General features: G+C 26.9%; 28 protein-coding genes and 3 pseudogenes. All 31 read right to left on the bottom strand.

Translation table 11 applies throughout. The features are described 5' to 3' along the window. Window positions 1–12: 12 nt before the first annotated feature. Window positions 13–1,082, bottom strand: a pseudogene (locus tag LEQ07_RS22770) (elongator complex protein 3). Between the two features lies 1 nt (window position 1,083). After that, complete coding sequence (gene rnc, locus LEQ07_RS01190; protein ID WP_046821486.1) at window positions 1,084–1,785, bottom strand: ribonuclease III; 702 nt, start codon at window positions 1,783–1,785, stop codon at window positions 1,084–1,086. A 155-nt stretch (window positions 1,786–1,940) separates the two neighbouring features. Further along, entirely contained in the window at window positions 1,941–2,375 is a 435-nt protein-coding gene (locus tag LEQ07_RS01185; protein WP_046821485.1) for a CD1247 N-terminal domain-containing protein, read from the bottom strand. Window positions 2,376–2,465: 90 nt separating this feature from the next. Further along, the gene (efp, locus tag LEQ07_RS01180) at window positions 2,466–3,023 is read right to left on the bottom strand and encodes an elongation factor P (RefSeq protein WP_021429540.1); all 558 of its coding nucleotides are present in this window, start codon (window positions 3,021–3,023) and stop codon (window positions 2,466–2,468) included. A gap of 22 nt (window positions 3,024–3,045) precedes the next feature. Further along, window positions 3,046–3,753, bottom strand: coding sequence for a M24 family metallopeptidase (locus LEQ07_RS01175; RefSeq protein WP_317851978.1), 708 nt, complete (start codon window positions 3,751–3,753; stop codon window positions 3,046–3,048). 39 nt (window positions 3,754–3,792) lie between these two features. Next, window positions 3,793–4,079: pseudogene (locus LEQ07_RS19970) on the bottom strand (aminopeptidase P family N-terminal domain-containing protein); the annotation flags it as partial. A gap of 22 nt (window positions 4,080–4,101) precedes the next feature. Further along, the gene (gene aroQ, locus LEQ07_RS01170) at window positions 4,102–4,554 is read right to left on the bottom strand and encodes a type II 3-dehydroquinate dehydratase (protein WP_332840796.1); all 453 of its coding nucleotides are present in this window, start codon (window positions 4,552–4,554) and stop codon (window positions 4,102–4,104) included. A gap of 49 nt (window positions 4,555–4,603) precedes the next feature. After that, window positions 4,604–5,029 (bottom strand): annotated as a pseudogene (locus LEQ07_RS22765) (shikimate kinase). Window positions 5,030–5,103: 74 nt separating this feature from the next. Then, complete coding sequence (locus LEQ07_RS01155) at window positions 5,104–5,631, bottom strand: hypothetical protein (RefSeq protein WP_152650739.1); 528 nt, start codon at window positions 5,629–5,631, stop codon at window positions 5,104–5,106. Beyond that, window positions 5,621–6,043, bottom strand: a complete 423-nt coding sequence (locus tag LEQ07_RS01150) for a hypothetical protein (RefSeq protein ID WP_046821482.1) — start codon at window positions 6,041–6,043, stop codon at window positions 5,621–5,623. Before LEQ07_RS01150 ends, LEQ07_RS01155 begins: the two co-directional genes overlap by 11 nt. A 21-nt stretch (window positions 6,044–6,064) precedes the next feature. Next, on the bottom strand, window positions 6,065–6,562 hold the full coding sequence (locus LEQ07_RS01145; protein ID WP_046821481.1) for a hypothetical protein: 498 nt from the start codon (window positions 6,560–6,562) through the stop codon (window positions 6,065–6,067). Then, entirely contained in the window at window positions 6,559–6,780 is a 222-nt protein-coding gene (locus tag LEQ07_RS01140) for a hypothetical protein (protein ID WP_263329228.1), read from the bottom strand. Before LEQ07_RS01140 ends, LEQ07_RS01145 begins: the two co-directional genes overlap by 4 nt. Then, entirely contained in the window at window positions 6,777–6,926 is a 150-nt protein-coding gene (locus LEQ07_RS01135; RefSeq protein ID WP_263329227.1) for a pilus assembly FimT family protein, read from the bottom strand. The genes LEQ07_RS01140 and LEQ07_RS01135 overlap by 4 nt, the downstream gene beginning before the upstream one ends. Continuing rightward, on the bottom strand, window positions 6,919–7,350 hold the full coding sequence (locus LEQ07_RS01130) for a hypothetical protein (RefSeq protein WP_263329252.1): 432 nt from the start codon (window positions 7,348–7,350) through the stop codon (window positions 6,919–6,921). Before LEQ07_RS01130 ends, LEQ07_RS01135 begins: the two co-directional genes overlap by 8 nt. A 116-nt stretch (window positions 7,351–7,466) precedes the next feature. Next, window positions 7,467–7,769 (bottom strand): shikimate dehydrogenase family protein, encoded by a 303-nt coding sequence (locus LEQ07_RS01125; protein ID WP_263329226.1) that lies wholly within the window; start codon window positions 7,767–7,769, stop codon window positions 7,467–7,469. 383 nt (window positions 7,770–8,152) lie between these two features. Beyond that, window positions 8,153–8,617 carry a sensor histidine kinase gene (locus LEQ07_RS01120; protein ID WP_263329225.1) on the bottom strand — a complete coding sequence of 155 codons (465 nt, stop codon included), beginning with the start codon at window positions 8,615–8,617 and terminating at the stop codon, window positions 8,153–8,155. Beyond that, window positions 8,607–8,909: a hypothetical protein gene (locus tag LEQ07_RS01115; RefSeq protein WP_263329224.1), complete on the bottom strand. Its 303-nt coding sequence runs from the start codon at window positions 8,907–8,909 to the stop codon at window positions 8,607–8,609. The genes LEQ07_RS01120 and LEQ07_RS01115 overlap by 11 nt, the downstream gene beginning before the upstream one ends. Window positions 8,910–9,067: 158 nt before the next feature. Next, entirely contained in the window at window positions 9,068–9,265 is a 198-nt protein-coding gene (locus LEQ07_RS01110) for a hypothetical protein (protein WP_263329223.1), read from the bottom strand. A gap of 427 nt (window positions 9,266–9,692) precedes the next feature. Then, the gene (locus LEQ07_RS01105) at window positions 9,693–10,193 is read right to left on the bottom strand and encodes a hypothetical protein (protein WP_263329222.1); all 501 of its coding nucleotides are present in this window, start codon (window positions 10,191–10,193) and stop codon (window positions 9,693–9,695) included. Window positions 10,194–10,221: 28 nt separating this feature from the next. Beyond that, the gene (locus LEQ07_RS01100; RefSeq protein ID WP_263329221.1) at window positions 10,222–12,015 is read right to left on the bottom strand and encodes a PAS domain-containing sensor histidine kinase; all 1,794 of its coding nucleotides are present in this window, start codon (window positions 12,013–12,015) and stop codon (window positions 10,222–10,224) included. Window positions 12,016–12,034: 19 nt separating this feature from the next. Then, window positions 12,035–12,445, bottom strand: a complete 411-nt coding sequence (locus LEQ07_RS01095) for a hypothetical protein (protein ID WP_263329220.1) — start codon at window positions 12,443–12,445, stop codon at window positions 12,035–12,037. A gap of 444 nt (window positions 12,446–12,889) precedes the next feature. Beyond that, window positions 12,890–13,378 carry an RNA polymerase sporulation sigma factor SigK gene (gene sigK / locus LEQ07_RS01090; protein WP_332842802.1) on the bottom strand — a complete coding sequence of 163 codons (489 nt, stop codon included), beginning with the start codon at window positions 13,376–13,378 and terminating at the stop codon, window positions 12,890–12,892. Between the two features lie 195 nt (window positions 13,379–13,573). Then, entirely contained in the window at window positions 13,574–13,660 is an 87-nt protein-coding gene (locus LEQ07_RS22315; protein WP_263329249.1) for a hypothetical protein, read from the bottom strand. A gap of 19 nt (window positions 13,661–13,679) precedes the next feature. Then, entirely contained in the window at window positions 13,680–14,879 is a 1,200-nt protein-coding gene (locus tag LEQ07_RS01080) for a peptidoglycan D,D-transpeptidase FtsI family protein (protein ID WP_263329219.1), read from the bottom strand. Between the two features lie 20 nt (window positions 14,880–14,899). Then, window positions 14,900–15,268 (bottom strand): hypothetical protein, encoded by a 369-nt coding sequence (locus tag LEQ07_RS01075; RefSeq protein WP_263329218.1) that lies wholly within the window; start codon window positions 15,266–15,268, stop codon window positions 14,900–14,902. 61 nt (window positions 15,269–15,329) lie between these two features. Continuing rightward, window positions 15,330–15,959, bottom strand: coding sequence for a uridine kinase (gene udk / locus LEQ07_RS01070; protein WP_046823186.1), 630 nt, complete (start codon window positions 15,957–15,959; stop codon window positions 15,330–15,332). A 28-nt stretch (window positions 15,960–15,987) separates the two neighbouring features. Next, complete coding sequence (locus LEQ07_RS01065; RefSeq protein WP_046823187.1) at window positions 15,988–16,923, bottom strand: peptidase U32 family protein; 936 nt, start codon at window positions 16,921–16,923, stop codon at window positions 15,988–15,990. Further along, the gene (locus LEQ07_RS01060) at window positions 16,916–17,584 is read right to left on the bottom strand and encodes an O-methyltransferase (protein ID WP_046823188.1); all 669 of its coding nucleotides are present in this window, start codon (window positions 17,582–17,584) and stop codon (window positions 16,916–16,918) included. Before LEQ07_RS01060 ends, LEQ07_RS01065 begins: the two co-directional genes overlap by 8 nt. 102 nt (window positions 17,585–17,686) lie before the next feature. Continuing rightward, on the bottom strand, window positions 17,687–18,691 hold the full coding sequence (gene mltG, locus LEQ07_RS01055; RefSeq protein WP_442952390.1) for an endolytic transglycosylase MltG: 1,005 nt from the start codon (window positions 18,689–18,691) through the stop codon (window positions 17,687–17,689). 188 nt (window positions 18,692–18,879) lie between these two features. Further along, on the bottom strand, window positions 18,880–20,205 hold the full coding sequence (locus tag LEQ07_RS01050; protein ID WP_046823190.1) for a pyrimidine-nucleoside phosphorylase: 1,326 nt from the start codon (window positions 20,203–20,205) through the stop codon (window positions 18,880–18,882). A 50-nt stretch (window positions 20,206–20,255) separates the two neighbouring features. Next, complete coding sequence (locus LEQ07_RS01045; RefSeq protein WP_046823191.1) at window positions 20,256–21,077, bottom strand: purine-nucleoside phosphorylase; 822 nt, start codon at window positions 21,075–21,077, stop codon at window positions 20,256–20,258. Window position 21,078 lies beyond the last annotated feature (1 nt).

Here is a 21,078-nt window from a genome sequence, read left to right as displayed (position 1 = left end):
TTCAAAATAAAACTAAAGGTTGTATATGTCTCTTAACTTCATATATATTTCTTTTGTATTAAACTTTATAGTTTTTTCATCATCTAATACAAATTCTAATTCATTTATATCTAAATTTGCTTCCTTAGTTTTTAATAAAACATCATATTTTTCTTTTATTTCTATTACATTAGATTTTTTATTTCCTAATATTCTAGATACATTTCTTTTATTAACTAAAACTACTAAATTTTTCTTAACCTCATATGTTTTAATTAAGTGTTCAATAAAATCTCCATACATCTTACTTTCAACTAACTCTCTATAAGCTGGATGGTATGGGCCTGCAAGAACTTCTTTTCCTATTGCTATATCTTCAGTTGCTTGTAATCCAACTCTAATTACATTTATATTGTTTATATAAAATAAAACCAAAACTTTTTTACTATATCTATACTTTTATCAAGTGTAAATGAATTATATTTTCCTTCCTTTAATAGCTTTTCAAGTCCTGTTTCTTTAACTACTAAAGTCGGATATACTCTTACACAATCTGGTTTTAATTCTATAAATTTTTTGGCTGTCTTTATACATTTTTCTTCTGTATCTGATGGTAAACCTACCATCATCTGTAATCCTAAATCTATGTCATAATCCTTTATAAGTTTTGAGCTTTTAAATACATCTTCATCACTATGACCTCTTACACTATCTATTAAAACCTTCTCATCTAAAGATTGAACTCCCAGTTCTATAATACTTGTCTTATATTCTTTTAGCATAGTTAGTATTTCATCGTTTATACAATCAGGTCTAGTAGACATTCTTATATCATCTACAATATTTTTGTCTACATATTCCTTAGCCACAGAAAGTAAACTTCTTTGAATATCTATATCTATAGCAGTAAAACTACCTCCAAAAAATGCAATCTCAATACTTGCATCTTTATCTATTGTAGTTAAATATTCTTCAATTATATTTCTTACATCTTTACTTGTAATATCTGTGCTTACTCCAGTAATTTTCTTTTGATTACAAAAAATACAATCATGAGGGCATCCCCTATGAGGCACAAATATAGGTATAATTCTCTTTTTCATATTAAATCATCCTTCTTAATGCTTGTTTTGCAGCTGATTGTTCTGCCTCTTTTTTACTCTTACCTTCTCCTTTTCCTAAAACTTCACAATCTAGGGTAACTTCCATTACAAATCGTTTATTATGATCTGGTCCAATTTCTTCTACTAAGTTATATGAAATTATACTTTCACCTTTGCTTTGTACAACCTCTTGTAAATGAGTCTTATAGTCTCTGAAGATTCTTCCTTTTATAGAGTCTTGAATTATAGCTTCCATGTGATCTAATATAAATTCTTTTGCATTTTCAATTCCACCATCTAGGTATATTGCAGCTATTACAGCCTCAAATGCATCCGCTAATATAGATATACGATCTCTACCTCCTGTAGCTTCTTCTCCTCTTCCTAAAAGAATGTGGTTTCCTAAATTTATTTCTTTAGCAACATCACTTAAAGACTCTTCACAAACTATATTGGCTCTTAATTTTGTTAACTCACCTTCTGGTAAATCTTGTTCTTTTTGAAATAAGTAATCACTTATTACTATTCCTAGAACTGAATCTCCTAAGAATTCTAATCTCTCATTGAATGAATAAGATTTATTCTCATTAGAGTATGAACTATGTGTTAATGCCTCTAATATAAATTTTTTATTTTTAAATTTATATTTAATAATATCTTCAAATTTTGATATATTAACTAATATATTTGATTTTATTTTCATTTATTTACCTCCATTTAAATATCTATAGACTATAGTGTACTATTTTTCTAAAATTATTGCAAAACATAAATATAAAACTAATTTACTTAGGCGTAAAAAAGCCTATGAATCTTATATAACTTCATAGGCTCTATAAATTCTTCACTTATACAGTTTTATTTTTCCTCATGACAATCACAATCACATATGCACTCATCTGAGCATTCACACTCATCTTCTGCCGATAATATAACTGCTTGACAATTAGGGCATACTATATCTATATCTTCATTATATAGTAAGTCCTCATCTATCTCTACAAAATCATTACAATTAGGGCATTCCATTTCTATGTAGTTATATTCTTCATCTTCATCGTCTTCATCTTCTTCGTATATATCATCTTCCACATCTGATAAATCTTCGTCTATAGATTCTACATAATCTATAAGTTCTATTTGCTCTTCTTCTAATTCTACTATTGCATCTGCAAAACTTTCTAAAACATCTACTATTTTATTTATTATTTTGCCTTCTTTTGTTTCTTCACTTATTTCTAATCCCTCTGCAAGACCTTTTAAGTATGCAACTTCTTCATATAAATATTTCATTAAAACCCCTCACTTTCCTTATTTTTTTGTATAAATTTAAAAGCCCATATATCTATTATTAGATATATAAGCTTTTATATTCATAAATTATTAAACTCTTGATAAATATTCTCCAGTTCTTGTATCTATCTTTATTCTATCTCCTGTATTTATGAATAAAGGTACTTGAACTACTGCACCAGTCTCAACTGTAGCTGACTTAGTAACGTTACTTGCAGTATCTCCTTTGATTCCTGGCTCTGTTTCAACTATTTCAAGTTCTGCAAAGTTTGGAGCTTCTACTTGGAATGGTTGCCCTTGGTAGAATCTTATTGTTGCAGTTTCATTTTCTTTTAAGAATTTGATTGCATCTTCAACTTTTTCATAGTCTAGTGGTATTTGCTCGAAAGTCTCGTTATCCATGAAGTAGTATAACTCACCATCATTGTATAGATATTGCATTTGTCTAGTGTCTATATGAGCTTTAGGGAACTTGTCACTTGGGTTAAAAGCTTCTTCTCTTATTGCTCCTGTTTTTAAGTTTCTGTACTTAGTTCTGACAAACGCAGCACCTTTTCCTGGCTTAACATGTTGGAAATCAACTATTAAACATGGTTGACCATCCTTCTCAAATGTTACACCTTTTCTAAAATCACCTGCTGTTACCATATGTGTCCCTCCATAATTATACTTAAAATTCTAATTCTATTAATTCTTTCGGTGATGAATTTAACACTTCACATCCATCTTCTGTTATTATAAGTAGATCTTCAATTCTTACACCACCAAAATCTTCTATGTATATACCTGGCTCATCACTTATAACCATATTAGGCTTTAATAACTTTTCTCCCAATGTATTAACATTTGGAAGTTCATGTACATCAAGGCCTATTCCGTGTCCTAAGCCATGACCAAATTTATCACCATATCCTTTTTCAATTATATATTGTCTTGCGATATTGTCAAGTTCTATTCCACTCATGTTAGCTTTTGCAGCTTCTATAACCTTTAATTGAGCTTCTAATACTATATTGTATATTTCTTTTTGCTTATCATTCGCTTTTCCTACAACTATAGTTCTTGTCATATCTGAGCAATATCCATTATATACACATCCAAAATCTATTGTTACGAAATCGCCTGTCTCTATAACTTTATCACTAGCTACTCCGTGAGGCATAGATGATCTTTTCCCTGATGCTACTATAAAATCAAATGATACTCCAGTTGCGCCTTGCTTTCTCATGAAAAACTCAAGTTCTAAAGCAACTTCACTTTCCTTCATTCCTGGCTTAATAAATCCTAATATATATTTAAATCCATTATCTGCAATCTTAGAAGCTTGTCTTATAACATCTAACTCTTTTTCATCTTTTATAGCTCTTAAATCTAGCATTAATCCTTTTAGTGGAACCATTTCTGTATTAACTAAAGCTTCTTTATAATTTGAATATGTTGAAAAACTCATTTTATCATCTTCAAATCCTAGTCTTTTCATATTCATTTCTTTCAAGAAGTTTGTGATCGGGTTTGTTCTAGATATTTCAACTATTTCAAAATCCTCTGTTTGATTTTTAGCTTGTTGTGTATATCTAAAGTCTGTAAATAATATGTTTTTTCCTTAGTTATTATTATAGACCCAGCAGTTCCTGTAAATCCAGATATGTATCTTTTATTTTTAGACTCTTCAATTAAAATTGCATCTAAGTTTAATCTTTCCATCTCTGCTCTTAATTTTAAAACTCTATTTTTCACCTATACCCACCTCACAATTTATTATTGCATTTACCCCCAAAATATATCCATAAAATCCAAATCCTGTAATTTGTCCTATACATGCACTAGCGGTTACGCTTTTTTGTCTAAATTCTTCTCTTTTATGCACATTAGATATATGTACTTCTACTACTTTAGTACTAATAGATTTTATGGCATCTGCTATAGCATAGCTATAATGTGTAAACGCTCCAGGATTTATAATAATTCCATCAAAATTACAATTAGCCTCATGTAATTTATCTATTATGCATCCTTCATGATTACTTTGAAAAAATTCAAAATCAATAGTATCTTTAAATGTTTGTTTTATGCTATATTCTAAATCTTCTAATGTGTTTTTCCCATATACATCAGGTTCTCTTTTTCCTAACATATTTAAATTAGGACCATTAATTATTAATATTTTTATAGCATCCACCAACCTTTTGATAAAAACTCGTTTATACTCTATATAATAACATATTTTGTTAAATATAAACAAGTATCTCCCTAACTACTTGAGCTATATTTTTATCATCAATACTTATTTTGATATTTGAACATTTTTCATACTTTTCATATCTGTGATTTAATAGATCCTGGACATAGGGTTTTATATCTTTTACATCTTTTAGTTTAGGTCTTTTATCTATTTCATTTTTTAAGTTATTAACTATAGTATTAACATTTCCATCTAACCATATTACGTTTTTGTATTTTTAAAAATCTCAGCATTACTTTCATTCTCTATAATTCCGCCCCCAGTAGATATTATAGTATTTTCTAAACAATATACTTCTTTAAGTAACGCTGATTCAATTCTTCTAAAATATACTTCTCCATGTTCTTTGAAAATTTGATTTATTGTTTTATTTTCTTTTTTCAATTTCAAAATCCATATCTAAAAATTTCATCTCTTTAAGTCTAGCTAATTCCTTTCCAACTGTAGTCTTTCCAGTTCCCATAAATCCAATTAAGATTATATTTTTCATGCAAGTTCTCCTATATTATCATTGTATATTGAAAATTCAATACAATGATTCTGTTTATTTTTAGATAGTTGTAATTTTATATTGATAATTCTACCATCTTTTTCTTTAGATATATATATAGAATCTATATAGTCGCCTATTTCATAGCCTGATTTATATCCCATTCGCTTTATAAAAAGCTTCTTAGCTTTATTGTTTAAAAATAGCTCATCACAGTCATTAACTTCCAAATTCGTTTTTGATTTATAATAAATAGATTTCACTTTTGTAAATTCAAACTCTTTATCATTTAATACTTGGCTGTTTTCTGTTTTCACATCAGTTATTTCTATATCTCCACTTAACTCTTTTTCCATATGTTTTTGAATCTCCATACCTTGTTGTTGTATTTCTATACTGCTATAAATTTTTTTATACAGATTTATTGAGGTAAATAATAAACCGTATAGTGTAATTAGTACAATACTCGTAATTATCATAGATATTGAAATTTCTAGTATAAGATATCCCTTTCTACGTTTCATATATATCTTCTTTCAATAAAACTCTTCCACTAAACGGTATGATAGTTATTTTTATTTTTCTATCTTTTGAATCAATTATTATAGTTTCTCCTTTTGAGCTAAGTGTACCATCTGATTTGAACTTTATTGTTGATGATGGATAAGATAAACTAGAATTTTTAGGAAGGTATACAGTTTTCACTATATCGGTATTTTCTTTTATTACATATCTAGGATTTTCCTGTGAACTAATATTTTCTAAAAAAACACTAAGGTTTCCATTTGAGTTCATACTTCTAACATACCTTATATCTCCTACTAGCTGCCTAGCAAAAGAATCAATTTCATATCTTTGTGATTTTTCTTTTGGAAAGCTTATCATTAAAATAGCCATAACTATCCCTATTCCTATTACAACTTCAACTAAAGTCACATTCCTTCTCTTTTCATTTTTCTAAATCTCCTTATAATTGTATTTGAATACTCTCTTTTCATTTTCCTCAATTGATTTAATATTTATTTTAACTGAGCATCTAGCAATTTTCTTAAAATTGCTATCTTCTTTTTTTGATTCTATATCTAACTTTATGTAGTCATCATCTAGGTAAATATCATTATTTACTACTCTTATTTTTAATTTATCATTCCCCATAGATTCTATAGATCTTATTATATTTATTTTATTATTTCCTAAAAAGTGATCTTTAAATTTACATTCTAAATTATTCTCTTCGATATTATTTCCAATTAAATTATTAACTTCTTCTGCAACTTTACTACAGCCTAAGTTTATACCACCTTTTACTTCATATTCTATTTTCATTGACTTTTCCTTTGTAGAAACTATATCATTATTTGTTTTAACTAATTCTATACACCCTAAGCATATACAGCTTAATATAAAGCAACACAATAATGTCACTATAATCACTGATCCATTTCTTTTTTTCATGTTCTCACCACATAACTATCTACTACCATTTTTCTTTCACAACAACTGACACAAATAGAAATTCGATAACAATTAAAATAATTTCTTTCTTTTATCACTTCTGATTTCACAGTATACCCTTCAATATTTTTACTAGTTCTTTCAAATAAATTTTCCTCTTTATTATTTTGAATCTCATACTCTATGCTACACATTTCTTTTTTTGCTAGATTTATCATTTGATTTGTGTTGTATGATTTTTCAAATTAAAAACACTAGTTGAAAATATACTTACAACTAGTGATGCCATTATTCCTATTAAACTTAAAGCTACAATATTTTCTAAAATTAAATACCCTTTCCTCTTATGCTTGTAGTTATACATTTTTCAGCATATCCTTTAAATTTCCATGCTCATTTGCATAAATACCTGTCCATATATTAAACCCTTGTATAGCTTGATTTATAAGCATGTCTATACCATATACAATGTCAAAATTATTTTTTTTAGCCCAAGAAATAAATTTAGTTTCATGTGGATTATAAACAATATCACAAACAAGTATATCTTTATTAGTTAAATTAATTTTTTCATCTATTGGACAACTGTCTTTATCTTTGTCCATTCCTATAGGAGTTGTATTGATTATTATGTCTATATCTTCTAAATCTTCTTTAGTTATTTGATCTGTTGAAAATTTTGAATTTATACCAAAACTATCAATTAAAATATCAGATATTTCTTTAGCATTTTTTATACTTCTATTTCTTAAATTTATCTCTTTAGCTCCATTTGATGCCATTTCTATAGCTATACTTCTAGCAGCTCCTCCGGCTCCTATTATTAAAACATTTTTATTGTAAATATCATAGCCCTTGTCTGTTATTGATTTTACAAACCCAACACCATCAGTATTGTATCCAATTAACTTTCCACCTTCATTTTTACAGTATTTACGGCTCCAATCAACAGTGCATTCTTATCTACTGAGTCTAAATACTTAATTATTTCCACTTTATGAGGAATAGTTACATTGCATCCTTTAATGCCTAAAGCTTTTATTCCTTTTATAGCATTTTCTAGCTCATCACTTTTAACATTAAAGCACACGTATTTCATATTCAGATTATTTTTTTTAATCAAATAGTTATGTATACTAGGTGAAAAACTATGTTCAACAGGATTTCCTATTAAACATAATAAATTAGTTTTTGCATTTATATCCATAATTACCTCCTGTTAGCTTTTATTTCCATTTGTTATATATATTATACAGCTTTAATTATTCTTTTTTAAACTCAAAAATAGGATATCTTAAATTTAAATTTGAGATATCCTATTTTTGTCGCTCAAGCAAAACGAATTTTTATAAAGCATTTATCATAGAGTATTCTGCGTATATAGATTCCTTATTTAAGGTACAAATTTTCTTTTCATCATATTCTAAACTTTCCTTAATATTAAGATTTATATTTATCTCTATATTACTTTTAGTTCAACTATATTTATTGATCCTCCATAAATATTAATTATAGATTTTGCAACTTCTAAATTCATATTTATATTATCTCTAGATTGATTATTTATATATATATCCTTGTCATATCGTCCTATATTTTTATATATATATTTAATCCATTTGTATTATCTAAGATTTCAACATATATAGTACTATTTTGTTTTGACTGTTTTATCAATTTACTAAAAAGTAGCAATATTATTCTTTCTATATCATAAGGATCTACTCTTACTAACTTTTCTTCTATATTTGTATCAAATATAAATTCTATTTTATCATCTATTGAATATTTATTAATTTCAATTATTATGTCTTCAACTAAGCTTACAACATCATAACAATCTACTTCTGGTTTATAAAAATCAGCTTCTAATTTAGTTAATGTCATTATATTTTCTATAAGCCTTAGGGATATATAACTTTGTTTTTTTACTGAATTAGTAACAGCTGCTATTAATCCACTTTCATTGCTTAAAATTTCATCTTTGAAAACAGCTTGAATCAATTGATTAGACGACATTATTAAATTTAATGGAGTTTTTAACTCATGCGACATATTTATAAAAATGATTTTTTTGTTTATATTCTACTTTTTTCTTAGCTATTTCTCTTTCTATATTTTCAGCCTTAACCTTTTCAGTTATGTCATTCATTATGCCTATACATGTCATTTTATTATTTATTTCCAGGGTAATTCCCCCTAGTTCTACATCTATATATTTTCCTTTTCTATTTTGTATCTTATGTCGCATAAATTTGACATCTTGCCCAAATTTATTTAAGACCCACGAAATATCTTTTATTATGTGGCTATCATTAAATTCATTTAAGCTTTCAAAACCTGACATATTCAAAAGTACTTCATTTACATAAGTAGTTTTTTTATCTTCAAAATCATATATATATATTCCCTGAGGAATAGCATTAACTAAAGATATATAATTTTTAGCGCTTTGTTCTATACTTTTTAAAAGTATATTATACTCTGTAGTATCCCTTATTATTGCTATATCTTTTTTATGTTATTTTCTTTAAAACTCGTTTTGTTTATATTTAGGTATTTTTTAGTGTCTTTATTTAAATATCCCTCAAAGCTTCCTTTTGATTTTGTGTTTAGAATAAAATCTTTTATTCTATCTTCATATATGTCTATGTCTAAATTATTATTATTGTTGTATGTAATTTTATTATCTCTTGTTACCACAATAGTATGAGGTATTGTTTCTATAGTTTTTTTATAACTTTATTTTGTTATAATTGATTATTTTCTGTGAATATTTTTTATATGTTATATCTGTCATTATACATATAACTCCCATTATTCGATTATTAACTTTTAATGGAGTGTACTCACAATCAAAATACCTATTATCATTACTAATTATTTCCCTATTGAGCTTAATGCCTATATCATACACCTTTTGAACATCTAATAACACATCCGTACTGTTCTCTATACTCTTATTTAAAAAATGAGAAAACTTTATTTTGTAATTACAACATGAGTATTCTTTCCAAACATTTGAAAAACTACTATCTTCATTTGATATATATCCGTATTTATCTATTAAAATTACACATTTATTATTTTGTTCTAATATTAATATTTTAAAAATTTCTTTTTTTGTTATTTAATATTTTCTAATAGTTTTTTTTGTTTCTTTTTTACTAGCTTTTAAATTATCATTTTTACTTTTAATTTTATTTTTAAGAATCTTTAAATCAATTACTAAATGGCTATTTTTATCTCTATATTTTTTTGAATATACACTTAAAACTATAAAAAACAATCCTATGCTTATGACTAAATTTGTTAATATATTAAACTGCAAAAAATTTTTATTTAAAAATATTATTAATAATGATATTAAACACAAAGAGCCTATTTTAAGCTCTCTGTATTTATACTTTTTGATATTAAAATTATAAATAGATTGTATAACCATAAAACTACTAATAGTAGCTGCCATATATAAATATGGTGATTGCTTGAAATTTATAAAATTTAAAACTATAGATATTGTCAACATTATACTCATAAAAACTTTATTTTTCCTAGCATATGAAGAAATATAAAATCCACTAGCTAGCAAAATTGATATATTAAATATATATATCAGCTTATATCCCATAATTTACGCCCCCTATGTATTTATGGCTTTAGAAATATATATCAGCAAACTCTATATGCATATTTTCAAATATAGAATCCTTCAATTCATTTGTGTCAACTAAAACTTTTTCATCTATATTTTTGAATTCTTTTAATGAAATTATAAACTCGCTGCCTCTACCTTCTTCGCTATTTACATTTATATATCCACCTTGTAATTTTAAAAATGCTTTTACTAAAGTTAATCCAACTCCACACCCTTCTGTATTTCTGGATAAGGTTTTATCAACTTGTCCAAATTTAGTAAATATAAATTTCAATCTATCTTTAGGTATTCCTACTCCGTTATCCTTAATAGCTATGTTTATAAAATCATTCTCCTTATATATATATACTTCTATCAAGCTCCCAATTTCACTAAATTTTATAGCATTAGAAATTAAATTTAATATTATTTTTTGAACTTTATCTAAATCTATTTTTAAAATACTATAATTTATATCACTATTAAATTTAATATATACACCTTTATCATTTAAATATCCATTTACACAGTCTACTATGTATTTTGTAAGATTTATAATGTCACAGTACACAAATTCAACACTACAAACTCCATTTTCTACATCTACAATTTCATTCATGTTGTTTATCACTCTTTGTAATCTATAACAATTTTGTTTAACTAACTTAGTATAATTTTCTATATGTTTGGAGTTAAATTCAGATTTATTTTGTTCTAATATCTTATTCATATTAGCTACATTATTTATAGGGTCTTTTAGTAATTTAGATGTGTTTATTAAAAATTCATTTTTCACATGATGTTGAGCATTTACTAAATCGAGTTCTTTTATAGCCTCTAAAACTCTTTCTTCATTTTCTAGCAATCTTACTATAGCTAATAGCTGTTGTTCTTCTTTTCTATCTATTATAGTTATACTTGCAAAACAACTCTTATTTTTATCTATTTCATACCTTTTGGTTTGTCCATAGTATTCATTTGAAATATAATCATTTATAAATTTATTTATGCTATCCATTTTAACTTTTTTTAAAATTTTTATCATAGATTTATTTTGATATATGTAGTCTTTACTTTCTTTATCTATAACTACAATACCATCTGGTAAATTTTGTGCTAATGCTCTATATGTTTTTTGATTTGCCTCTAATTGTTTAAGTGCTTCTTCCATTTCGCTTATATCAACAATTATACTCAATAAAATATTTGAATCGTCAGTTTCTATTTTTGTAGTTATCACTTCTATGCAAATATCATCTACCGTCTTAAATTTATTAATACACTTGCTTACTTTTCCACATTTTACTTCTTCTAAACTTTCACTTAGTTGATTTCTTTCATCAATGTGTATTTTTCTTTTTAAATTTTCCAAACTAATATTTGTTCTATTTTTTTCTATTTTAAATATTTTAAATGCAGAATCATTTATATACTTTATCTCATTCATATCATGAATTATAACTCCATCAGTTAAAACATCCATAAGTTTTCTATATTTTTCCTCACTATCATTTAATTGTTTTTGAATTATGGTACTTTGAGTTATATCATTAAATATACATATTTTTATTTCTTTATTGTCTCTCATTTCCTTTGTACATATAAACCTATATACTTTTTCTTCATTATCATATAAGTTTATAGATTTAAAGCTATTTACTCCTACCTCATTAATCATCTCTACACACTCTTGCCCATTTTTAAAATTCTTGTATAAATAATTTAAAATATTAACCTTATTCAGATTAATATTTCTCCAAGAGTTCTGATTGCAATAAATCATTTTATTTTTTTCGTCTAACATAACTATAGGCATATCAGACTCTTCAATAGATTTATTTATATTTTTCTATTTTTAGTGTATCTTCTTTATATTCAAATTGCATTAGTTCTTCATTTTTTATATTTGAGGTTAATACACTTATATTTTCATTTAATTTTTTTAGTTTTTGTATATTTTCATCTAATTTTTGTTTTCTAGTTTTCATATTATCTAGTATACAAAACTTGCATATAAGTAAGTTCATCAAAATATTAAAAGATATATATATATTAAAATTAATCCATATATAAATTAAACTTACAATATTTAATGTTAGTACAGATATAAACTTTATGCTTTTAATCTTTAATTTGTACTTTATAAAACAAAAATACATAGATTTTATGAAGGTATATGCAGCTAATACATACATATCTATTTTTGTAAATTTATAATTGTTAGAAATTATATATACATATATCAAAACTTCTACAAAAAATATAAAATTTATATATTTTATATTTTTAATTTTCAAAAAAACATATATATATACCATTTGCGAGTGCAGCTATCATAATGATTAAGTTTATATCCAAGATTCTCCCCAAATTACTTGTATAATTAATCATATATTCCCACCTTTTATCCCTTAATTTACTATTTACAATTATATTAGCAGATACTTTCCAAATATTTTGTCATTTCTTGAATAAGCAAAAAAATAATTTTCTTAATCACAAAAATTCACTTTGTTCATGCCACCAACAACTTCGTCCGTTGCTCAAAAACCTTTTTTCCCTCAAACAAATTATATTGCTATATCTAAATTTTATAGATTATTCACAATTTTTAGTAAGTAAAGTTCCTTAAGCGCAAAAAAAGCCTTAATTAAGGCTTTTTTCACACTTTAATTCTTTTCTTAGTTTTTTCAATGCTCGTTTTCTATCCTAGAAACATAAGATCTAGAAATATCTAACTTTTGAGCAATCTCTCTTTGTGTTTTATATCCAAGAGGAGTTAATCCATATCTCAATTTTACAATTTCTCTTTCTCTTGGACTTAATATATTTTCTAGCTTTTCATAAAGTTTACTGATTTGAACTTTTAACTCTACTTGGTCTAAAATATGGTCTATATCAGTACCAAGCACATCAATTAAACTTATTTCATTACCTTCCTTATCTGTACCTATTGGATCTTGTAATGAAACTTGCACTTTATTTTTCTTATTAGTTCTTATGTTCATTAATATTTCATTTTCTATACATTTGGACGCATACGTAGCTAATCTAGTTCCTTTTTCTACATTATAAGTTTCTATAGCTTTTATAAGACCTATTGTTCCTATAGAAATAAGGTCATCTTGATCTTCAGTTGAGTTATTATATTTTTTTGCTATATGCGCTACTAATCTCATGTTTCTTTCAATTAATACTTCCTTGGCTGATTCATCTTTTCTAATTTAAATTTAGTTAGATAATTACACTCTTCTTCAGGAGTTAAGGGTTTTTCAAAAGATTTTAATATAGTCAATCAGGCCACCCCTTTCTTCCTTCCATGTCATTTTAAATTATATGAAAGTGGCCTGATAAAATTGCTTGTATAAAAAAATTTATTTTATTATAGTTTCACAAATCTCTTTAAATAAAGGCGTTGCGGGCTTACTAGAATCCTTCGTACCTTCAATTATTACAGTTATTGCATATTTAGGATTTTCTTTAGGGTAAAATCCTGTTACCCATCCATGTGTTATTATTTTTTCCTATAGTTTTATCAGCATTTTCTACATTAATAGTCGCTTGAGTTGTTCCTGTTTTCACTCCACTTCCTTTTTCTAATGTAGACAGTTCTTTTGCAGTTCCTTCACTCGCTACGGACTTCATCATATTTTTTATCTTGCTTACAATATATGGAGATATATCTCCTTCGTCTTCCTTTGTAGACCTAAATGCCTTTACGATTTCCTTTTTATTGTTTATTATGCTATCATAAATTTGTAAAGGCTTGTACGTTCCATTATTAGCAATTACTTGCGTCATTTGATTAACTTGAAGTGGCGTAAACATCATTTGACCCTGACCAATACATAAGTTAACTATATCTATTTCATCATTTATAGTTCCACTTTTTTCTCCATATATATCAATTCCTACTTCTTGATCTAAATGAAGCTTTTTAGCAGTATCCATTATCTTTTCCTTACCTATTTTAAGTGCTATATCTAAAAATGCAGTATTACAAGAATTAGCAAATGCTTGTTCTAGAGTTAAGGTTCCATGCCCCTCCAATTTATTGCATTTTAAAACTCTATTATGTACTTCTGAAGATCCTGTACATGTATAAGTGTAGTTTTCATCTACTAAACCTTCTTCTAGTGCTGCGTATAAAACAACTATCTTAAATACAGATCCAGGTGCATACATATATTTTATAGCCCTATTTTCTAATTCTCCATTGCTCATCTTTAAGTATTCACTTATAGAATCTCGATCAAAATTAGGTCTAGATGTCATAGCTAATACTTCTCCAGTCTTTACATCAGATATAACTACTGAACTTGGGTTTTGTTCTTTATCTACTAATTTTTCTAATTTTTTTTGAATATCATAATCTATAGTTAACTTCAAATGTCTATCATCTTTATTCTTTTCATTTACTTTTACGCTACCATCTAGAACTCCAATTTTTTTGTTCTTACCTGCATTTCCTGAACTTCCAGCTTTAAATACTTCTACATAGTCTAAATTTTTATCTTTTAACACATCATTCTTACTTTTTTCAATACCGCTTACTCCATTACTATCCTTATCTATGTATCCTATAGTATGAGCTAGTATATCTTCATCTGAATATCTATATGTCTTTTTATCTATTATTATATTTTCATTTTCCAATCTAACTTTTAAATTATCATTCATTTTGCTTACTTTTAATTCAACTATTGGTGAAACTGGATTTTCTTGAATTTTTCATATATATGAGAATTATCAAGTCCTGTAACTTCTTGGATTAATTCCATATATCCTTCATCCACATTAATTTTGTCTTTTTGAATTATTATTATATCTTCACTTTTAGTATCCGTTATTTTTTTATTGTTTCTATCATATATAGTTCCTCTACCTGAGCTTAAGTTTATACTTGAGCTGCTCTGATCTTTAACACATTTTTTATAAAAATCCGAATGTGCAACTTGAATGTCTACTAATCTATATATTAAAAATCCATAAATTACTATAAACAATAAAAATATAGAATACATTCTGTTTTTGCTTGTATATTTTATTGAACTCTTTTTTCTAGACATAAAATCACCCCTTAGTAATTGTAATTCTTGACAATTTCTAAGGGGTTAATACTATTTATTATTAATGTAATTGTGTTTTTATTCTTGCTATTACCATATCTATTGCAACTTCGTTTTGTCCACCTTCAGGTATTATTATATCTGCATATTTTTTGTATGGCTCTATAAATTGATCATGTGCAGGCTTAACAGTTGTTAAATATTGTTCTATAACAGAATCTACTGTTCTACCTCTCTCTTTTATATCTCTTTGTATTCTTCTTAAAATTCTTAGGTCATCTTCTGTATCTACATATATCTTTATATCTAATTTATTTCTTAATTCTTCATCTTCAAGTATCATTATACCTTCAACAATTACTATATCCTTAGCCTCTGTAGTTACAGTATTCTCTAAGTCTCTAGTGTGAAGTTCATAGTCATATATAGGTTTTTCTATACTTTCTCCATTACATAACATATCTAAGTGCTTTATTAATAACTTGTTATCAAAAGCTAATGGATGGTCATAGTTAGTCTTTAATCTATCCTCAAATGATAAATGAGATTGATCTTTATAGTATGCATCTTGTTCTATTATAGCTATATTTTCCTCTGGTATATTTTCCTTTATAGATTTACAAACTGTACTTTTTCCTGATCCTGTCCCACCTGTAATACCTATTATCAGTGTCTTTTTGTCCTTTGTCATCTTTGAATCTCTCCTTAAAATTTTTTATTTATTCATGATCATCTGGCATAGCTTCGCCTGTGTAGAATCCATGTGTTAATGGTCTATGACTTTTTTCTTTTATTTGCTCTAACCAAATAGGATTGAATTCCCATTCATTAGGGTTTTTATAAAATTCATCTAGAGCTTTTCTATAGACTTTTATAACTGTTTCTAAGTATTCGTTACTTTGTAATCTACAATCTATCTTTAAACTAGTTACACCTGCTTTTACAAAGTCAGGTACAAAGTTTAACATGCATAGGTCTTTTGAATTAAATAAGAAAGTTCCTTTTTCATCTTCAAAAACTGGGTAGTATTCCCCTTGTCTTTTTTCTTCTAATAAGTTATACTTATTACTTCCTTCTTTGTACTCTACATTATCTTTGCTTCCTAAGTAGCTGCTTAAAAGCCTTCTTCCTGAATAAGATATGCATATAGGTCCATGAACAAAGGTTTCTATTTCCATATCTAATGGAGTTTTAGCTCTTATTGTACGTATTTCATCAAAAGATAATTCACTAGTAATAATTATCCTTCTAACTCCTTGATCATACCAAAAGTTAGCTGAATTAAAATTGGTTACATTTGCTTGCTGTCCCATGTGAACCTTAACACTAGGTATAGTGTTTTTAGCTATTGTTAAAACACCAGGATCTGTTACTATTATTCCATCTATTTTTAACTTTTCAAGTTCAACTAAGTAGTCTTTTAAACTCTCAAAATCTTCATTGTGCGGCATAACATTGACAGCTACATAAATTTTTTTATTGTTGTGATGTGCAAATTCAACACCTTGTTGCAATTCTTCTCTTGAGAAGCTTTTAGCTATAGCATCAATTCCAAATGAATCTCCACCTATATAAACAGCATCTGCACCACTTTTTAACGCTAATTTTAAGCTGTTTAAATCTTTAGCTGATGATAAAAGCTCAACTTTATGCATTCAAATCACCTCTTACTTTCTTTTTATAGCTAAGTGTAACTCCATCTCCAATAGGTATGATAGATGTATCTAGATAGTCACAATTGCATATATAATCTAGATAACTTCTCATTCTCTTAACTATAGTTTTTTTTCTTCTGATAACATAACTATCATGTGCTACCATTCCTTTGTACAGAATATTGTCAGATATTAAAAGCCCATCTACTTTTAATTTATCTATTATCATATCATAAAATAGCTTATATTGTCCTTTAGCTGCATCTAGGAAAATCATGTCAAATTCTCCTTCAACTTGTTTTAAAAGTTCTTCTGCATCTCCTTCTAATATAGTTATATTATTTTCTAATCCAGCTTTTTTGATATTTTCTTTTGCTTTTTCAATCATTTTTTCATTTCTCTCAACAGTTATTATTTCTACATCTTTACCTAAAACTGTTGCAAATAATATAGATGAGTACCCTATTGCACAACCAACTTCTAAAATTCTTTTTGGTTTTTGAACTTTCAACAACACCTTTAAAAAATCTGAAACCTCTTTGTGAACTATAGGAACATTATGCTCTTTGGCATACTCTTCTAATTCTTTTAATAATCCTTCTTTATCTCTTAAAGTATTTCTTATATAATCTTCAACTAAATCATCAACTATGTTACTCATATCTTCAACTCCTTGAGTTGCCCTAAAAAAAGACAAAGTTTCGCCTTAAAACTTATATTAAGTTTCGCGATAATCCTTTGCCTTTTTGGACAAATATTTTATTTATTTTTCTATTTTTTCTTCGTTAAGTTTGTCTCTTTCTTGCTTATAACTATCTACGTGTTTTAAGTGTTCTTTATATGTTTTACTGTAATTATTCTTTCCTCCTACAGTTGCTACAAAATATAGATAATCCGTATTAGATGGATATAGTGCAGCTTCTATAGACTTAACTCCTGGACTGCATATAGGAGTAGGTGGTAATCCTTTATTTAAATAAGAATTGTAAGGAGAATCAACTTTTAAATCCTTATACATTACTCTTTCTTTTCTTTTATCAAATGCGTATTGTAGAGTAGCATCTGACTGAAGAGGCATTCCTATTTTTAATCTGTTGTAAAAAACACTAGCAATTATAGGTCTATCTTCATCTACAACAGCTTCTTTTTCTATTATAGAAGCTAAATTTATAACTTGTTGAAGAGTTAATCCCATTTCCTTTTGCTTCTCTTTAAACTTATCATTATAAACTTGTTCAAATCTCTTTAACATTGCAGATAAAACTTCTTTTTCTGTACTTTCTTTTTCAAAATAATAAGTGTCAGGATATAAAAATCCCTCTAGATTCTTTATATCAGATTCTTTCAAAAATGCAAAGTCAGTATAAAATTCTTTAGGATTATTTATTAATTGTTCATATTTTTCAGCACTTCCTAATTTTTTATCTGTTAAAGATTTTATTACTTCTTTATAAGTTAATCCCTCCGGTATAGTTACCTTTGTCCCATCGTTGTGAACTTTTCCATCAGTAAGTATACTTAAAATTTTAGAGTTTGAATAACTTTGACGTAGTAAATACGTTCCAGCTTTAACACCATGTTTGTTAGGTTTTACCTTTTCTACAGCTTTAAACAAAACTTTATTTTTAATTAATTTATTTTCTTGTAAAATATCTGCTACATCTGTTAATGTTGCTCCATTAGGTATTTCCACTATTATTTCTTTTTTGCTGCTTTTATTGTATGGTCCTATTTGACTATATATATATCCAGCAATTAAAGCTAGTATAATTACTATTATAATAGCTACTATTTCAAGTTTACCTTTCTAAAATTCATAGGGTTATCTACTCCTTATGTATATTTATATCCTTTATATTATAAATCTAAGAATAAAAATTTTCAATAAAATTGTCGAAACTAAATAAAAAGCCTAACGTTATTTTTTACACGTTAGGCTTTTTTTAATCATATCTATTAGAATTTTAAAGTTTTATCTTTAGTTACAACCCCATAAACTAATTTTCCTGGCTCTACTTTTTCATCAGATATTGTATAAGCTTTTAAGAATCTCTCTTTTGCTCCTTCAATTTTATCTAATTTATTATAATACATATATGCGATTGTTTCTCCTTCATTTACAAAGTCTGAAACTTTTTTAGTTAAAACTATCCCAGCTGATAAATCTAGTTCATCGTCTTTAGTTTCTCTGCCTGCACCTAGCATCATAGCAGAAACTCCAACTTCTTCAGCTTCTATTTTTGCTATGTAACCAGTTTTTGGAGATTTTATTTCCATTACTTCGTTTGCTTGAGGTAATAAAGAGTAATCATCAACTATATTACTATTTCCACCTTGATTTTCTATAAATTCTTTTAATTTATCAAGTGCACTTCCAGTAGTTATAGCTTCTTGAATTTTAGTTTTACCATCTTCAAAATTATCAACTACTTTTGCTAATAGTAACATGTATGCCCCTAATGTTTCACATAACATTACGAAATCTTTAGGCCCTCTTCCTTTTAAAGTTTCTATAGCTTCTATAACTTCTAATGAGTTACCTACTGCAAATCCTAGTGGTTCATCCATATCAGTTATAAGTGCTATAGTTTCTCTATTCATATTATCTCCGATATCAACCATTTCTTTTGCCAGTGCAAATGAATCTTCTATAGTTTTCATAAATGCACCGTCTCCAGTTTTAACATCTAACACTATAGCATCAGCTCCAGATGCTAATTTTTTACACATTATACTACTTGCAATCAATGATATATTATCAACTGTTGCTGTTACATCTCTAAGTGCATACATTTTTTTATCAGCTACAGCTATAGATGCAGTTTGACCACATACAGCTATATTGTGCTTATTAACTGATTGTATAAATTTTTCAGGTTCCATTTCTATAGAAAATCCAGGAATAGCTTCTAATTTATCTAATGTTCCTCCAGTATGCCCTAGACCTCTTCCTGACATCTTAGCAACTGGTGCTTTACATGCAGCAACTAACGGTGCTAATGCTATTGTAGTTTTGTCTCCTACACCACCTGTACTATGCTTGTCCACTTTAATTCCATTTATAGCTGATAGGTCTATAACTTCACCTGAGTTCATCATAGCTTCTGTTAAAAACGCAGTTTCTTCTTTAGACATTTTGTTTAAATATATAGCCATTAAAAGAGCAGATGCCTGATAATCAGGAATCTCTTCTTTAGAGTATTTCTCTACGAAGAAGTTTATTTCTTCTTTAGTTAATACTTCTCCATCTCTTTTCTTTTTTATAATGTCATAAATTCTCATAACGAGTCTCCTTTGTATCATTATTTTATAGTTTAGAATACGTTAAATTTTTATAATTTATTAACTATTGATTTAACTAAGTTTAAAAATTCTGATTTAACTTTTTGTGTTGTCTCTATAACTTCTTCATGATTTAAAGGTTGATTTAATATTCCTGCTGCCATATTTGTTATACAAGATATACCTATAACATCTAAGTTTGAATGTCTAGCTACTATAACTTCTGGAACAGTTGACATTCCAACTGCATCTGATCCTAAAATTTGAGCTAATTTAACTTCTGAAGGTGTTTCATAAGTTGGCCCACTAAAGAAAGTGTATACGCCCTCTCTTACTTGTATTCCTAAATCTTTAGCACATTCCTTTGCTAATTCTACATACTTTGGAGTATATGCTGTTGACATATCAGGGAATCTTACTCCTAATCTATTATCATTAGATCCTATTAGTGGATGATGACCACTAAAGTTTATATGATCTCTTATTATCATTAAATCTCCTGGTTTGAAATCTTTATTTGCTCCACCAGCTGCATTAGTAACTATTACAGTTTTAACTCCTAGAGCTTTCATAACTCTTACAGGAAATGTCACACTCTCCATTGAGTATCCTTCGTAAAAATGGAATCTTCCTTGCATAGCTATAACTGTTTTTTCTTGTAAAGTTCCTATTACTAATTGTCCATTATGACCTTCTACTGTAGAAACTGGAAAGTTTGGTATTTCATCATATTTTATTTTTACAGGATTTTCTATCTCATCACCTAAAACACCTAATCCCGATCCTAATATAAGCCCTACTTCTGGAGCTTGTTCTATTTTAGATTTTATATAGTTTGTACTCTCTTGAATTTTATCATATAAATTTTTCATA

This window comes from Paraclostridium sp. AKS73, from assembly GCF_025671395.1.
GTDB lineage: Bacteria > Bacillota > Clostridia > Peptostreptococcales > Peptostreptococcaceae > Paraclostridium > Paraclostridium benzoelyticum.
This window is presented reverse-complemented; position numbering and strand designations above follow the sequence as displayed.

Coding starts and splice junctions, on each gene's coding strand:
- LEQ07_RS01175 (WP_317851978.1), bottom strand. CDS start 3,753: ATGCTAGATTTAAGAGCTATAAAAGATGAAAAAGAGTTAGATGTTATA.
- LEQ07_RS01145 (WP_046821481.1), bottom strand. CDS start 6,562: ATGAAAAAAAGAAATGGATCAGTGATTATAGTGACATTATTGTGTTGC.
- LEQ07_RS01185 (WP_046821485.1), bottom strand. CDS start 2,375: ATGAAATATTTATATGAAGAAGTTGCATACTTAAAAGGTCTTGCAGAG.
- LEQ07_RS01100 (WP_263329221.1), bottom strand. CDS start 12,015: ATGCCTATAGTTATGTTAGACGAAAAAAATAAAATGATTTATTGCAAT.
- LEQ07_RS01080 (WP_263329219.1), bottom strand. CDS start 14,879: ATGAATGATAATTTAAAAGTTAGATTGGAAAATGAAAATATAATAATA.
- LEQ07_RS01050 (WP_046823190.1), bottom strand. CDS start 20,205: ATGAGAATTTATGACATTATAAAAAAGAAAAGAGATGGAGAAGTATTA.
- LEQ07_RS01065 (WP_046823187.1), bottom strand. CDS start 16,923: ATGCATAAAGTTGAGCTTTTATCATCAGCTAAAGATTTAAACAGCTTA.
- LEQ07_RS01045 (WP_046823191.1), bottom strand. CDS start 21,077: ATGAAAAATTTATATGATAAAATTCAAGAGAGTACAAACTATATAAAA.
- LEQ07_RS01105 (WP_263329222.1), bottom strand. CDS start 10,193: ATGGGATATAAGCTGATATATATATTTAATATATCAATTTTGCTAGCT.
- LEQ07_RS01140 (WP_263329228.1), bottom strand. CDS start 6,780: ATGATAAATCTAGCAAAAAAAGAAATGTGTAGCATAGAGTATGAGATT.
- rnc (WP_046821486.1), bottom strand. CDS start 1,785: ATGAAAATAAAATCAAATATATTAGTTAATATATCAAAATTTGAAGAT.
- efp (WP_021429540.1), bottom strand. CDS start 3,023: ATGGTAACAGCAGGTGATTTTAGAAAAGGTGTAACATTTGAGAAGGAT.
- LEQ07_RS01060 (WP_046823188.1), bottom strand. CDS start 17,584: ATGAGTAACATAGTTGATGATTTAGTTGAAGATTATATAAGAAATACT.
- LEQ07_RS01115 (WP_263329224.1), bottom strand. CDS start 8,909: ATGTCAGGTTTTGAAAGCTTAAATGAATTTAATGATAGCCACATAATA.
- LEQ07_RS01120 (WP_263329225.1), bottom strand. CDS start 8,617: ATGTCGCATGAGTTAAAAACTCCATTAAATTTAATAATGTCGTCTAAT.
- sigK (WP_332842802.1), bottom strand. CDS start 13,378: ATGAGATTAGTAGCGCATATAGCAAAAAAATATAATAACTCAACTGAA.
- LEQ07_RS01075 (WP_263329218.1), bottom strand. CDS start 15,268: ATGTCTAGAAAAAAGAGTTCAATAAAATATACAAGCAAAAACAGAATG.
- LEQ07_RS01155 (WP_152650739.1), bottom strand. CDS start 5,631: ATGAAACGTAGAAAGGGATATCTTATACTAGAAATTTCAATATCTATG.
- LEQ07_RS01135 (WP_263329227.1), bottom strand. CDS start 6,926: ATGTATAACTACAAGCATAAGAGGAAAGGGTATTTAATTTTAGAAAAT.
- LEQ07_RS01125 (WP_263329226.1), bottom strand. CDS start 7,769: ATGGATATAAATGCAAAAACTAATTTATTATGTTTAATAGGAAATCCT.
- udk (WP_046823186.1), bottom strand. CDS start 15,959: ATGACAAAGGACAAAAAGACACTGATAATAGGTATTACAGGTGGGACA.